The sequence below is a fragment of the Bacillus sp. N13C7 genome (assembly GCF_026790065.1).
Lineage (GTDB): Bacteria > Bacillota > Bacilli > Bacillales > Bacillaceae > Bacillus.
Genome location: NZ_JALAMO010000004.1, coordinates 1 through 14,458, shown reverse-complemented (window position 1 = coordinate 14,458; position 14,458 = coordinate 1). Strand labels below are relative to the sequence as shown.

Below are 14,458 nucleotides of genomic sequence, written 5' to 3'. Positions count from 1 at the left end.
GACACATGAGAAAAACAATATTTGCTTTTCTCACAGGGCTCATGATATTCGGAACGATAACAGCTGCCTCAGCATCACCCGATGACAAGAACAAAACAGCCAAAAAACCTAAAGTCCAGGCCGGCATAGACACGCTTTTACAGGATTATAAAAAACAGCTAAAGGGAAAACGAATCGGATTGATCACCAATCCAACCGGAGTAAACGCATCTCTAAAAAGCAGTGTCGATATTCTTTACGAGAACCCTGATATCAAATTGACAGCTTTATTCGGCCCTGAGCATGGCGTTCGCGGCGACGCTCAGGCGGGAGACGAAGTCGGCTCTTACATTGATGAAAAAACCGGGATTCCCGTATACAGCCTCTACGGAAAAACAAAGAAACCGACTCCGGAGATGCTGAAAAATGTCGATGTTCTGATATTTGATATTCAGGATGTCGGGACTCGTTACTACACATACATTTATACAATGGCATATGCAATGGAAGCCGCTAAAGAAAACGGCATTCCATTTATGGTGCTGGACCGCCCGAACCCTCAAGGCGGGACACATGTTGAAGGACCAGTCTTAGAGCCTGAGTACGCCTCATTTGTCGGACTGTATCCGATTCCGTTAAAGCATGGAATGACTATAGGCGAATTGGCTTTACTGTTCAACAAGGAATTTGGCATCAAAGCCGATCTGACAGTGGTGAAAATGAAGCACTGGAAACGAAAAATGGATTTTGGCGACACCAGACTGCCTTTCGTCCTCCCGTCACCGAACATGCCGACGGTGGAGAGCACATTTGTTTATCCTGCAACCGGGCTGATTGAAGGAACGAATATATCCGAAGGACGAGGAACGACAAAACCATTCGAGTTGATTGGGGCTCCCTTTATCAAAAGTACAGAACTTGAAGAAACATTAAACAGCCTTAAACTGCCGGGCGTGACATTCAGGGCGGCTTCCTTTACGCCGACATTTTCTAAACATCAAGGAACGCTTTGCCACGGTGTGCAGCTCTATGTGACAGACAGAGAAAAGTTTGAAGCGGTAAAAACAGGACTGTCACTCATTAAAACAATACACGACCTCTATCCTAAACATTTTGAGTTCCTATCAACAGGTTCATTTGATAAACTGGCAGGCAACGGCTGGATCAGGACAAAAATAGAAAACGGCGCTTCTATTGAAGACATCATAGGCAGCTATGAAAAACCACTCCAACAATTCAGCAAAACTAGAAAAAAATATCTGATCTATTAAGACGTAAGCATCGTATGTTACACGTGTAACATACTCTTACCGAACAAAAGACCCTTACTTTCACATCTGAGTAAGGGTTCTTTTCATGACAAAAACCCACCCTCTTTATATAGGAAAACCTTCATTTATTTGGTACAATCTTATTGAAAATGATTATCAATTGAATGTTTCTGAAAAGGTGGTCTACTCTTGCAAAATACAGTGATTTATCATCCCATACAAATTGAATATCTGAAAAAAACAAGTGATCTCTTCTCAGAACAGCAATTAACCGATTCATATGTGCTGATCTTTCATTTAAAAGGAAATGGCCATATTTCGATCGGAACAACCATCAGCCCTCTGCAAAAAAAGACACTTTATGTTTGTCCGCCGAACGAGACCTTCGGCTTTACGTCTTCATCCGAAGGACATATAGATGCCTGTCTCATCAGGCTTCAAAGCTATATCAAGGAAACCGGACAAGATGTCTTAACACCATGTACAGAAACGGAGTTAGCCAAACTGAAGCTTGTGAATGTGTCACATATCGAAAACCTCGCGACACGGCTTCAAGAGCTTGTGGCCCTATGGAATGAGTCGTCACAGTTTTCTCAGCTAAAATGTGTAATCGAAGTACAAAGCCTGATTTATGACCTCTTCACTGCCAGTTTATCTGACCAGACGGATACACATTCAGCAATCGAAAAAACAAAACAATATATCGAAACTCATTCCGATAAAAAGATTACACTTGCCCAGCTTTCGCAAATGGCAGGGATCAGCGCCAAACACTACAGCGAGACCTTTAAAAAATGGACAGGTCAGAGTGTAACGGAATTTATCACAAATACGCGAATTACCAAAGCAAAGCGGCTCATGGCAAGATCAAACTGCAAATTAAAAGAAATCGCTCATCAAACCGGCTATCAAGATGAATTTTATTTCAGCAGAATCTTTAAAAAACATACAGGCTGTTCACCTACAAGCTATATGAAAAAACGCCGAAAAAAAATTGCCGCATATGGAAAGGGCACAATGGGCCACCTTATCCCTCTTCATCACATACCGTTTGCGGCCGCGCTGCACCCAAAATGGACATCTTACTACTATCGGCATTATTCGACAGATATCCCCGTCCAGCTCAGCGCATACCGGTTTAATGAAAAATGGGAAGAAAACCTGAATACGTTATCGCAGGCTGAACCAGATGTCATTTTCAGCATGGATACGATTTCTCAGGAAGAACAAAGTCACCTGAATCGCATCGCAGAAGTTATTTATCTTCCTTCAGAAAAAAGCTGGAGAACCCACTTTATGCAAACAGCTTCATTCTTAGAGGAAGAGACCGAAGCAGAAAAGTGGCTCGCGGCTTATGACCAGCAGACGGCGGCCGCCAAAAAAACACTTCAGCGCGCCGAAGGGCTGCGTTTTCTCTTTTTAAGGCTGCATAAGCATAACTTCTATTTGGCACATAATCGAAGCGTCCGCGAAGTCTTTTTTGGAGATTTAGGATTTCGCTCGGCAAAAATGGCAGCCACGCCTTCAGAGCAAGCGATTTCGTTAGAAAATATCGCAAATTGCCAAGCTGACTGCATGATGCTTTTTCTATTTAAAGAGCCTGAAACCATTGCTTATTACCAGCAATTGCAGCAGACGGAAGTATGGCAAAACCTAAGCGCGGTGCGGAATAACCGTGTATATCTTCTATCCTTTGACCCGTGGAATGAATACTCGGCTTGCGGGCACGAACGGATTGTCCAGCAAACCATTTCTTTACTATCCGGCGAAAGTCCATGATAAATATGGAATTTGTCCATGGTGTTATACCTGTTCATTCTCTATAATTCCAATTGATAATAGTTATCAATTGAACAGGAGGCTCTATAGATGAAAAAGATATCTCTTACCTTATTAATCTTGCTTCTCGCGCTGACGGCGGCAGCTTGCGGCAGCAAAAACGAATCAACTGCCAGCAAGGCAAGCGGCACGGCATCTGAGAAGAAGAAAATTGAATACCTTGATAAAACATATGAAGTAACTGTACCGACAGACAAAATTGCCATTACGGGAAGCGTTGAATCAATGGAAGACGCGAAATTGCTAGACGTTCATCCCCAAGGCGCGATTTCATTCTCCGGCAAATTCCCTGATATGTTCAAAGACATCACTGATAAAGCAGAACCAACCGGAGAAAAAATGGAGCCAAACATTGAAAAGATTCTTGAAATGAAGCCAGACGTCATCCTTGCTTCCACAAAGTTCCCAGAAAAAACACTGCAAAAAATAAGCACGGCCGGCACAACGATCCCTGTTTCTCATATTTCTTCAAACTGGAAGGAAAACATGATGCTGCTTGCCCAGCTGACTGGAAAAGAGAAAAAAGCAAAGAAAATTATTGCAGACTATGAACAGGATCTAAAAGAAACAAAAACAAAAATCAATGAAAAAGCAAAAGATTCAAAAGCGCTTGTCATCAGAATCAGACAAGGCAACATTTACATTTATCCTGAACAGGTGTACTTCAACTCCACACTTTATGGTGATTTAGGCCTTAAAGCGCCGGACGAAGTAAAAGCTGCAAAAGCACAAGAGCTGATTTCGTTAGAAAAGCTAAGTGAAATGAATCCGGACCATATCTTCGTCCAATTTTCTGATGATGAAAATGCAGACAAACCTGATGCCTTAAAAGATTTAGAGAAAAACCCAATCTGGAAAAGCCTGAAAGCAGTCAAAGAAGATCATGTGTACGTCAACTCAGTGGATCCTCTTGCACAAGGCGGCACAGCTTGGAGCAAAGTCCGCTTCCTGAAAGCGGCAACTGAAAAATTGACACAAAACTAATTCAGAGTAGGTTTTTGTATGTATTCAAAACAGTGGACACGTATCATATTGATTACTTCTCCATTTGCTATTGCACTGTCGCTGCTGCTTTCAATCCTATATGGCGCAAAGCATCTAAGCACAGATATTGTTTTTACATCTCTTATTCATTTCGATCCGGGAAACACAGACCATCAAATTATATGGCATTCCCGGATTCCAAGGGCTGCCGGCGCTCTGCTCATAGGGGCAGCCCTTGCTGTTTCTGGAGCGCTTATGCAAGGCATTACGCGCAATTATTTAGCTTCGCCCTCCATTATGGGTGTTTCAGATGGTTCCGCGTTTATCATTACGCTTTGTATGGTTCTGCTCCCGCAATCGTCTTCTTTTGAAATGATCGTTTACTCTTTTATCGGCTCAGCCTTGGGGGCTGCGTTAGTATTCAGCCTTGCCGCCATGATGCCTAACGGGTTTACCCCCGTTCAGCTTGCCATCATCGGTACAGTCACAAGCATGCTGCTCAGCAGTTTATCAGCGGCCATGTCGATATATTTTCAAATTTCACAGGATCTCAGTTTCTGGTACAGCGCCAGACTTCATCAAATGAGCCCGGACTTCCTGAAGCTTGCCGCTCCTTTTTTCCTGATTGGCATTATAATGGCCATTTCTCTTAGTAAAAAGGTGACCGCTGTATCATTAGGCGACGACATTTCTAAAAGTCTGGGGCAAAAGAAAAAAACCATTAAAATCATGGCGATGCTTTCAGTCATTATTTTGACCGGCAGTGCAGTAGCGCTAGCCGGAAAAATTGCGTTTGTCGGACTGGTTGTTCCGCATATCACGAGATTTCTCGTTGGCTCTGATTACAGCAGGCTGATTCCGTGTTCCTGCATCTTAGGCGGCATTTTTTTAACCCTGTGTGATCTCGCAAGCAGATTTATCAATTATCCGTTTGAAACACCGATTGAAGTCGTGACATCCATTATCGGGGTGCCTTTCTTCCTTTATTTGATTAAACGAAAAGGAGGGGAGCAAAATGGCTAAAAAATATGCCGTATTTATTGCTTTGATTCTCGTTGTCAGCTATTTCAGCTTGACGAGCGGATCCTTTTCTGTTCATCCGGCTGAGCTGCTCTCCACTCTTTTTCAGATCGATCCGAATCCGCAGTATGAAATTTTGCTGTTCGATTTAAGACTGCCGCGGGTTGTCATGGCAGCTATTATCGGACTTGGTCTTGGCATTGCAGGCGCCGTCATCCAAGCCATCACAAGAAACGGGCTTGCAGACCCGGGAATTCTCGGAATCAATGCAGGGGCGGGAGCCGGAATTGTGGCGTTTATGCTCTTATTCCAAGGCCAAAAGGAAGTGACATCTATAGCTACAGCGATGGGAATGCCGTTCTTCGGATTAATAGGCGGACTGATTGCAGCGCTTCTGATTTACATATTTGCTTGGCACAGAGGCAATTTAGATTCAGGAAGAATTATTCTGGTAGGAATCGCGATTAATTCAGGATTCAGCGCCCTGTCGTTGTTTTTATCTTTAAAAATGGATCCGCAAGACTATCAAATGGCCATGGTGTGGAAAAACGGAAGCATCTGGTCTGCCAACTGGACGTATATCACAGCCGTTCTCCCATGGATGCTGCTGTTTATACCTATTCTTTTCGCCAAGTCCCGCTTGCTCGATACCATTCGTTTTGATGAAGACACAGTCAGAAGCCTTGGTATTTCATCAAATAAAGAAAAAACCATCCTGCTTGTCGCCTGTGTAGCAATAATCAGCGCCTGTGTCTCCGTAGCGGGAAGCATGGCGTTTGTCGGCTTAATTGCTCCCCATATTTCACGGAGAATGGCTGGTGTCGAACACCGCTACATCCTGCCACTGAGCGGTTTAATCGGCATGCTGCTTGTAATAAGCGCAGACTTTGCCGGAAAACTGTTTTTCCAGCCCGCAGAAGTGCCCGCAGGCATCATTTTGGCGATCCTCGGCGTGCCTTATTTCTTATATCTGCTTTTCAGGCAAAAAAAGGGGGAGAATGCTTGAACGGATTTCTTTCAGAGCATCAAGCCGGCAACAGGAGGTTCACGCTGTACCTCCCTCCTTCCTACAGCCCAAACAGCAGGAGATTTCCTGCAGTTTACGTGCAGGATGGCAGTTCTTTGTTTCAAGACCAAATTGAATTATTAGAAAGCACATTTCAAAAGCGAAGGCTGCCTGAACTCGTGCTGATCGGTATCGAATCCGAAAACCGGCTGGATGAATATACTCCTTGGCCAGCTGCATCACTCAATGATCGGTTCCCGGACTTCGGTGGCATGGGATATGACTATCTGTCTGACATAACAAACCGTTTCATTCCGTTTATCGAAGAAAACTGGAACGTCACCAGAGAACCGCAATCAAGAGGAATGATCGGCGCCTCATTAGGCGGCCTTATCTCCATGTTCGCCTTATTAAAGTATCCGTCAGTGTTTGGAAGAATAGGCTCTATTTCAGGTTCATACTGGTACGAAAACGCAGTGGAAGCCATTCATTTATCTTCCTTTAAGCCCGGCACTGCACGTGTTTTTATGTCTGTCGGGAGTGAAGAAGGCCGTGGAAAACAATCCTTTCAGCGGCATATGCTGCAGAATACAAAGCAAGTGCATCTAAGTCTAAAAGAAAAAGGCTTCACCGAAGACCAGCTGTGTTTTTCAATTGAAAAAGGGGCGGTACACCATCGCAAGCACTTCTGCCAACAGTTCATCAGCGCGCTCGAATGGCTATACGGAAAAAACCGCTCAACCCTATGAGCGGTTTTTTTCATGCTTTCTGCAATACAGGTTTTAATTCAAAGCGATTCAGCATATAGCCAAACAAAGCAGCCAGTATCTGTTGAAACAGCATACCAATGACAACGGGAACGGCAACCTGAGACGGAAAGAACTTAACGGCAAGAACTGCGCCGGCACTGATATTTCTCATGCCGCCCGTAAAAATGAGAGAGACAATTTCCTCTTGGCGCCTTTTCATCATTTTTCCGATCAGCCAAGCAGCGGCATAGCCTGTTAACGCAATAAAGAAAACCGTCACAGCTATACCTACAAATCTCAAATCAACCGCTTTGAAATAAGGGGCAATCGCTGAACTGTTAATCGCAATCACTGCCATTAAGCAAAGCTTTGAAAAAGGAGACAGCGCACTGCTCACAGATGCCGTTCTTTCTGGAGTTGACAGCTGATTAAACAGCATGCCCAGGAAAGACGGAATCACGACCATCACAATCAGCCCCTTCATCATGCCCCACACATCCATATGAACCTGAGCACCGGCCAGCAATGAAAGGCTCAGCGGGACGATTAGCGGAGACAACACCGTATCAACCAGGATAATCGAAAGCGTCAAACCGACATTCCCTTTGTACATCGCTGCCCAAATCAAGCTTGTAATCCCCGTAGGAATCACAACAGCCAATGTTAAGCCGGTGATTGTCAAAGGATCGCCTTTAAAAATAAGATGGCCGCTGCCCCAAGCAAAAAGCGGCATAAAAATATGAAGAACGAATAGTGCAAGAATCATAGGAAGAGGATGAGACAATGCGTGTCTCAAAGATTGAAAGTTAGCGCTCAAACTGCCTGCAAACGTAATAAAAGCAAAGATCCAAGGCACGGCGCTTTCATACCCATTTAAAAACTGAGACAGCAGCACGCCCAGCACCACACTCGTCGGCGTTAAAAGCGGCATAACTCTCCCCAATACACGGTTCAGCTTCTGAAGCATCATATGCAAGTCCCCTATTTTCAATTTCTCTTTTCTCTTTTCTCTTTTCTCTATTATATCAATGCTGTTCAAGCGTATGTTATATAAAAAAGCCCAGTTCTCTTGAACTGGGCTTCCCTATTTTATGCCATCTGTTTCATAAGGGCTTTACTTGCATTGTTCAAACCTTTTAATTCAGCTTCAATGCCCTGTTCTTTAAACTTCGCAACAATCTTATCAAGCGCAGCCGCTCCTGAATCATCCCAAACGTGAGCTTCAGTTAAATCAATCACGACCCGCTCAATGTCCTCTTGATAAAGAAACGCATTCATAAGCTCTGTCACTGACGCAAAAAAGATTTGCCCCTTCACTTGATACGTTCTCAGCTTTTGATCCTCTGCATGAGAAACCACTTTCAGCTTCGAGATTTTCGCTACAAAAAACACGGCACTTAAGAGAACGCCGACGAATACGCCTTTAGATAAGTCATCCGTCACAACAACCGTTATCACAGTCACAACCATGACAATCGAGTCTGTGAGCGGCGCTTTTTTGAGGCCTTTTAAAGAAGACCAGTCGAATGTGCCGACAGACACCATAACCATTACAGCCACTAACGCAGCCATCGGAATTTTCACTACAACATGGCTTAACACCGCGATTAAAAACATCAGAAAAGCACCGGCAACAAATGCTGACAAACGGCCGCGTCCGCCTGCTTTTGTATTAATGACAGATTGTCCGATCATCGCACAGCCCGCCATACCTCCAAAGAACCCAGTCACGATATTTGCAATTCCTTGTCCGCGGCTCTCTTTATTTTTGTCACTGTCCGTATCCGTCATTTCATCAATAATCTGTGCTGTCAGCAAGGATTCAAGCAATCCGACAAACGCTAAAGCAATCGAATAAGGAAAAATGATTTGCAGTGTTTCAAAGGTAAACGGAACATCTGGGATTAAGAAATGAGGCAATGAACTAGAGATATTGCCCATATCCCCAACTGTCCGCACATCCACATGGAAAGTGACCGCAATAATTGTCATCACGATAATGGCGACAAGCGGAGACGGAACCGCAGTCGTAAACCTCGGCAGCACATAAATAATAACCAACGACCCGGCAAGCATCGCATACATGCTCCAAGAAGCACCTTCAAACTGTGGCAGCTGCGCAGAGAAGATAAGGATCGCCAGCGCATTCACAAACCCGATCATCACAGAACGAGGAATAAATTTCATTAATCTCGCAATTTTACTGATACCTAAAATCACCTGAATAACACCTGTCAAAATCGTAGCCGCAAATAAATACTGAAGCCCATAATCAGCGACCAACGACACCATCACGACCGCCATTGAACCAGTCGCGGCTGAAATCATGCCCGGTCTGCCGCCAAAAATTGAAATAATAATGGCTATACAAAATGATGCGTAAAGACCGACCATCGGATCAACACCGGCTATAATAGAAAAGCCAATCGCTTCAGGTATTAAGGCTAATGCAACTAAAATGCCAGCAAGAATGTCTTTTCGGATGTTCCCGAACCATTGCTGTTTCAATGTAAAACGATTATTCAAAGATAACGACTCCTTTTAAAAAAATAAATCCGCACCATATCTGTTGGACTGGAAGCTTTTTTTATTCTACGGGAGAAAAAGAAAAGGAAAACTATCGAAGAAAAAGGGGAAACGCTGAATGTATTGTATTGAGGCAAGGAGTTATTATACAAAGAGTATCATATTAAATTTTTCTCAAATACGCAAGATGAATGCTGAAGAAAAAAATGGCTCAAACTAGGTTTGAGCCATTTCGCCGGATTATATCATACCCGGATGAGAAACAAGAATCGTTTTAACTGCGGCAATATCTTTTCTCTCATTTGACAACGGGTCTATGCCCATCAATTCCTGAATGGCAGCCTCATAGTTCTCAAGCGGGGTTTTCTCCGTAATCAACTCAGAAAGCTGAGGCATGTCCGCGGCACATGATACCGCATCCTCCATAATCTGGCGTGCCTCTCCGGTTCCAACAATCGTCACGCCATTAGAAAGCAGCTGGAAAGGCTTGATTTTCATCTCATACGTATCGTCAAACCCCATGGGCACAAGCCTTCCGCCCTTGTCAATTAACGGGTATGCCCAATCAAGCTGATTGCCGATCGCGTCAAAGACCACATCAAATGTTCTTCCTTGGTTAATTCGCCTGACCTCATCTGCCGTTAAATCCCGCGGGTGATAAACATAGTCAGATATCCGGCGCGCCGCTTCTGAACGGTACTCTCCAATCTCTGTCGCGACGGTAAGCCTTGAGAGTTTTTTCACCATCATTTGCACAAGCAGCCCAATCGGCCCTGACCCTAATACCAGTACAGAATCGTCAGGCTTTATTGCAGTCCGCTCAATCACATTTAATACACAGGAAAGCGGCTCAATTAAAGTAGCCCGTTCCCATTCCATTTCGTCCGGGATTTTATACATAAAACGGTCCTCGCCCACGTAATAATCAGCAAATGTGCCATGTGCCCCCAATCCCAGCTGCCAGTCTTCGAAGGTTTCACAATAACAAGTTAAGCCTTTCCTGCAATAATAACACTTTCCGCAAAACTGAGTCGGATCGATCACCACGCGATCACCAGGCTTAACGTTTTTAACTTCAGGCCCCGTTTCTGTCACCACTCCCACCGATTCGTGGCCTAGAATCATATTGTGAGTCGCATGCATCTTTCCTTTTAGAACATTTAAATCCGTTCCGCAGATGCCTGTCCCGTATATCCTTACTTTCACATCGTTCATTTTTTTAATCTGAGGTTCTTCTACGTCTTGCATTTCAAGCCGATCATTAGGAGTCCAGACTAACGCTTTCATATGTCTCTTCCTTTCTGTCCCAGCGAATTTGATCCAGCAGCTTTTGATGCAGCTCCTTCGTTGATGCAGCGATGCATGACTGCTGGTTATTGTAGCTAAGATCCGTCAGAAGTGTATCATCCAAGGACTTTCCATATGCATCAGTAATGACAACACCTGCTTTTTTCGCCAAAAACACACTTGCGGCAATATCATATGGGAACAGATGCAGAACCTGCCCATTCCCCACAGCCTGAAAATCCTTCAGCAACGCAGGATCGTCTTTTAATAAACGATTGCCGATATCAACATAGGCATCCATCTGCCCTGTAATAATTCTGGAGATTGAATAAGAAGCGCTATTGAAAACAAATACACCGCCATTATTCGCTGACTGATCAATCAAATGACCGTACGCATCAATCATGAGGTGCGCAGGATGTCCATTAAACTCAAGGCTCCAAAACATATGTTTAATGTCTTCCACTTTGCTCAGATTTGGCAGGGTGCCGCGATAGCCTTCATAATAGATCCCCTCAGAATAAACATCCGCGTACATATAGGCACCCGTTTTCAGCTCAAGCAGAAAAGCAAATTCAATATCCTTAATTTTTGCATCAGGCATGTAAGCAGCCAACGCGATAGAGATACAAGACATTTCAAGCCCTGCAGCTGCCGGACGGGTGCCGTCAATCGGATCAACGATCAAAATATATTGAGGATTGTCTCCAAATACCTTCAGACCGCCATCTTCCGTATAAAACGCGACTGACTCCTCTTTGCTTTTCACATATTCCAGCACTGCGTTTTCAGCAGCGGCATCAATGTTAAACTGTGCATCACCACCAGGGGAATACCCATTAACTAACCGATTTTTCAGTGTTCCTTTCTGTCCCTTTACTTCTTCATAAACAAATTTTCCAAGTTCTATAATATATTCTTTCACTTGATATCCTCCAATAGCTTACGAAGTTTGAAACAAAGCACCTCAGCCTCACTAAGCGTAATCGTGAGAGGCGGACGGATTTTAAATACATTTCCGAATCCGTAACGGGAAGTCCGTAAAATTAACCCATAATCCATAGCTCGTTTCGCGATATAGTTGGTCAACTCTACATCAGGCTCATTATTCTCTTTTACAATTTCAACACCGATCATCAAACCTACGCCTCTGACGTCAGCCATAAATGTAAACTCTTTCTTCATATGCTCTAAGGAATCCATAATATAATTCCCGACAATGGTTACATTCTCTAAAAAGCCGGGACGCTGCATGATTTCGATTGTTTTACATGCAGCTGCCGAAGCCATCACATTTGAGCCATAAGTAAATGAGTGATTGTGTCCGGCTAATCCCATATACTTTTCCTCTGTAAGGGTGGCGGCAACCTGGAATCCAGTGCCTCCCAACCCTTTTGCGACAGTCATCATATTCGGTTTTACATCAAAGTAATCAGCGGCAAACATCTTGCCTGTCCGGCCGAATCCGGTTTGAATTTCATCAAAAATAAGTGCGATATCATGATCATCACAGAGCTTTCTTAATTGCTTAAAGTATTCCTTAGGCGGAACGATGTTTCCTCCATTACCGGAGATCGGTTCTATAATCATTGCGGCAATTTTCCCGTTACTCGCATATTCGATAAAATCATTTATTCTTTCTACACAAAGCATTCCGCATGAATCTGGCTTCTGATTGTAAAAACAACGGTTGCAATAGGGGTCAGGCACCTGCAGGCCAAAAGAAAACTGAGGGGGGAACGGCTCTCTTCGAAAAGAATTGCCGGATAACGCAGACATCATATACGTTTGGCCAAGATGGCTTCGGAATAAAGAAATGACATCTGTTTTTCCAGAATAGTTCTGAGCCATTTTAATGGCTCCTTCATTCGCAGCAGAGCCGCTGCTAACCTTAGGGTGAACTTTAGTGAGATTGTCGGGGGAGATTTCTACAAGTTTTTCAGCTAGTTTATTAACGGCGTTGGTTTGGTAGGAAGAAGTGACGTGTATCAGCTGGTCAGCCTGTTCTTTGACTGTATCAATAACTTCTTTATTGGTATAACCCAAATTCAAGTTGAAAGTTGCAGAGGCACAATCAATATACTCATTGCCCTCTGAATCGTACAAATAGATGCCTTCACCTCTTTCCATGACAACGTCATCCACTTTGTAATACAAACTGTCTGGATTTGTAATTTCTTTAGTCCCCACTATCAACACCCCTATTTAATAAAATATGTAAAACTCGTTAATCATCGTATAAATTCTAGAAATTAATGTCAACTAGATAAATAGTAAAAATTGTTAACTATTTGTTAACGTTTGCATTGAGGGTTTCTATTCAAACTCCATATGTTATGATAGAAATAAATGGGTTTACTGTAAAAATTAAATATAAAAACAAAATAAACAGCTTATTTTTTCTACCAGTCCGATCATGTGAATTTTAGGGGAGTACTATTTTTATCAAAGGAGATTAACGAATGAAAACTCGTTTACTGTGGATTGGATGTTTATCTTACGGATCGATCGCCTTTACTCTTGTTATACTTGGAGCTGTTTTGCCGGAATTGCTTTCCCATTACTCACAAAGCTATAGTAACGGCGGAGTATTAGTATTTTCGCAATTTATAGGGTTTTTAATTGGTGTACTGGGTATGCCATATGCTGTGAAGAGAATGGGGCGAAGAAAGGTAGTTGTGATTGGATTAGCCATGATCAGCTGCGAGTTGTTTTTTTATTTTCTCCCACCATGGCCGCTGCTCTTTCTTCTAGTCTGTATGGCTGGACTTGGCGCCGGACTCGTAGAATCATGTGTAGGAACAATTATCCTAACAGCAATTAAAGAAAAACAAGCAATTGCCATGAGTAAGATGGAAGTAGCGTATGGTTTAGGAGCCCTTTTCATGCCGTTGCTTTCTGGTTTTTTAATCAGCAATAATGTCTGGGCACTGGCCTTTCTCGTATTAGGGTTAAGTTCATTTCTTTTGATGCTCGTTTGGAGCCGAATGAGTTTTGGCAGTCTAGACGATTTGCTCATTCGTCAAACAGATACCTCGGGCAATGGAAAACAACAAGCACCTATCAGTTTTCGAAAACATGGCTTACTGTTTATTTCATTAGCAGCTGCTTACTTCTTTTTTTATGGGGGCAGTGAAGTATCGATTGTTCATTTTATCCCCTCCATCTTTGCTGAAAAGTGGGATATCTCTAACTCCTTAGCAACCATAACGGTCACAATATATTGGATCGGCATGATCATTGGCCGTTTGCTGACTGGACCCGTTTCCGAAAAACTAACCTATCATCGGTATCTCAGGCTGATTAATATCGGCGGCCTCATTTCACTTTGTATTTTAGCAATCAGTAAAACGGCTTTTGCAGGCTTTGTTCTTTGTTTCTTCTTAGGATTATTTATGGCTGGCATGTTTGCCATTGCCTTAATTATCACCAATCAATTCTACCCTGGAAAAACAGAACAAACGACAAGCATGCTGCTTGCTGCTAATGGATTAGGCGGTTCTATCCTGCCAATCGCAGTCGGATGGAGTCTAGATGAGTTCCCCGTCCAAACTGCATTTTGGTTATTTACGACTCTCATGTTGATCATGCTGGGGATTGTGTTCGTATTAAAAATATTAGAGAACTTGAAAAGCAGAAAGCTCGATAAAATGGATAGGAAAGAAGACAAATCAGTGCAGATATAAAACAAAAAAACCCAGCTCATTGAGCTGGGTTTACCCTTGCTTGGCGGCGTCCTACTCTCACAGGGGGAAACCCCCGACTACCATCGGCGAGGATGTGCTTACATTCCGGGT

The 14,458-nt window shown here is 43.3% G+C and carries 12 protein-coding genes; 7 read left to right on the top strand and 5 right to left on the bottom strand.

Annotation, left to right across the window (positions count from 1 at the left end; translation table 11 throughout):
• Positions 1 to 5 precede the first annotated feature (5 nt).
• The 6 genes from MOB98_RS03895 to MOB98_RS03870 all read left to right on the top strand — a co-directional run bounded on the left by MOB98_RS03895 (position 6) and on the right by MOB98_RS03870 (position 6,848).
• The gene (locus MOB98_RS03895) at positions 6 to 1,250 is read left to right on the top strand and encodes an exo-beta-N-acetylmuramidase NamZ domain-containing protein (protein WP_268358460.1); all 1,245 of its coding nucleotides are present in this window, start codon (positions 6 to 8) and stop codon (positions 1,248 to 1,250) included.
• Positions 1,251 to 1,439: 189 nt separating this feature from the next.
• Positions 1,440 to 3,029: an AraC family transcriptional regulator gene (locus tag MOB98_RS03890; RefSeq protein ID WP_268358459.1), complete on the top strand. Its 1,590-nt coding sequence runs from the start codon at positions 1,440 to 1,442 to the stop codon at positions 3,027 to 3,029.
• 90 nt (positions 3,030 to 3,119) lie between these two features.
• On the top strand, positions 3,120 to 4,073 hold the full coding sequence (gene feuA / locus MOB98_RS03885) for an iron ABC transporter substrate-binding protein FeuA (RefSeq protein WP_268358458.1): 954 nt from the start codon (positions 3,120 to 3,122) through the stop codon (positions 4,071 to 4,073).
• An 18-nt stretch (positions 4,074 to 4,091) separates the two neighbouring features.
• The gene (locus MOB98_RS03880) at positions 4,092 to 5,096 is read left to right on the top strand and encodes a FecCD family ABC transporter permease (protein WP_268358457.1); all 1,005 of its coding nucleotides are present in this window, start codon (positions 4,092 to 4,094) and stop codon (positions 5,094 to 5,096) included.
• A complete protein-coding gene (gene feuC, locus MOB98_RS03875; RefSeq protein WP_268358455.1) occupies positions 5,089 to 6,099 on the top strand; it encodes an iron ABC transporter permease FeuC in 1,011 nt (336 codons plus the stop codon). The genes MOB98_RS03880 and feuC overlap by 8 nt, the downstream gene beginning before the upstream one ends.
• Entirely contained in the window at positions 6,096 to 6,848 is a 753-nt protein-coding gene (locus tag MOB98_RS03870; protein WP_268358453.1) for an alpha/beta hydrolase-fold protein, read from the top strand. The genes feuC and MOB98_RS03870 overlap by 4 nt, the downstream gene beginning before the upstream one ends.
• 10 nt (positions 6,849 to 6,858) lie before the next feature.
• Here MOB98_RS03870 and MOB98_RS03865 read toward each other — a convergent pair whose 3' ends face one another.
• The 5 genes from MOB98_RS03865 to MOB98_RS03845 all read right to left on the bottom strand — a co-directional run bounded on the left by MOB98_RS03865 (position 6,859) and on the right by MOB98_RS03845 (position 12,851).
• Complete coding sequence (locus MOB98_RS03865; protein ID WP_268358571.1) at positions 6,859 to 7,779, bottom strand: bile acid:sodium symporter family protein; 921 nt, start codon at positions 7,777 to 7,779, stop codon at positions 6,859 to 6,861.
• 158 nt (positions 7,780 to 7,937) lie between these two features.
• Complete coding sequence (locus tag MOB98_RS03860; RefSeq protein ID WP_268358452.1) at positions 7,938 to 9,374, bottom strand: SulP family inorganic anion transporter; 1,437 nt, start codon at positions 9,372 to 9,374, stop codon at positions 7,938 to 7,940.
• A 240-nt stretch (positions 9,375 to 9,614) separates the two neighbouring features.
• On the bottom strand, positions 9,615 to 10,661 hold the full coding sequence (locus MOB98_RS03855) for an alcohol dehydrogenase catalytic domain-containing protein (protein ID WP_268358451.1): 1,047 nt from the start codon (positions 10,659 to 10,661) through the stop codon (positions 9,615 to 9,617).
• Positions 10,636 to 11,586: an inositol monophosphatase family protein gene (locus MOB98_RS03850; protein ID WP_268358449.1), complete on the bottom strand. Its 951-nt coding sequence runs from the start codon at positions 11,584 to 11,586 to the stop codon at positions 10,636 to 10,638. Before MOB98_RS03850 ends, MOB98_RS03855 begins: the two co-directional genes overlap by 26 nt.
• Positions 11,583 to 12,851 carry an aspartate aminotransferase family protein gene (locus tag MOB98_RS03845; RefSeq protein WP_268358447.1) on the bottom strand — a complete coding sequence of 423 codons (1,269 nt, stop codon included), beginning with the start codon at positions 12,849 to 12,851 and terminating at the stop codon, positions 11,583 to 11,585. The genes MOB98_RS03850 and MOB98_RS03845 overlap by 4 nt, the downstream gene beginning before the upstream one ends.
• Positions 12,852 to 13,123: 272 nt before the next feature.
• Here MOB98_RS03845 and MOB98_RS03840 point away from each other — a divergent pair, with 272 nt between their 5' ends.
• Positions 13,124 to 14,347, top strand: a complete 1,224-nt coding sequence (locus MOB98_RS03840) for an MFS transporter (protein ID WP_268358445.1) — start codon at positions 13,124 to 13,126, stop codon at positions 14,345 to 14,347.
• Positions 14,348 to 14,458: the final 111 nt, after the last annotated feature.

Coding starts and splice junctions, on each gene's coding strand:
- MOB98_RS03895 (WP_268358460.1), top strand. CDS start 6: ATGAGAAAAACAATATTTGCTTTTCTCACAGGGCTCATGATATTCGGA.
- feuA (WP_268358458.1), top strand. CDS start 3,120: ATGAAAAAGATATCTCTTACCTTATTAATCTTGCTTCTCGCGCTGACG.
- MOB98_RS03880 (WP_268358457.1), top strand. CDS start 4,092: ATGTATTCAAAACAGTGGACACGTATCATATTGATTACTTCTCCATTT.
- feuC (WP_268358455.1), top strand. CDS start 5,089: ATGGCTAAAAAATATGCCGTATTTATTGCTTTGATTCTCGTTGTCAGC.
- MOB98_RS03865 (WP_268358571.1), bottom strand. CDS start 7,779: ATGCCGCTTTTAACGCCGACGAGTGTGGTGCTGGGCGTGCTGCTGTCT.
- MOB98_RS03855 (WP_268358451.1), bottom strand. CDS start 10,661: ATGAAAGCGTTAGTCTGGACTCCTAATGATCGGCTTGAAATGCAAGAC.
- MOB98_RS03840 (WP_268358445.1), top strand. CDS start 13,124: ATGAAAACTCGTTTACTGTGGATTGGATGTTTATCTTACGGATCGATC.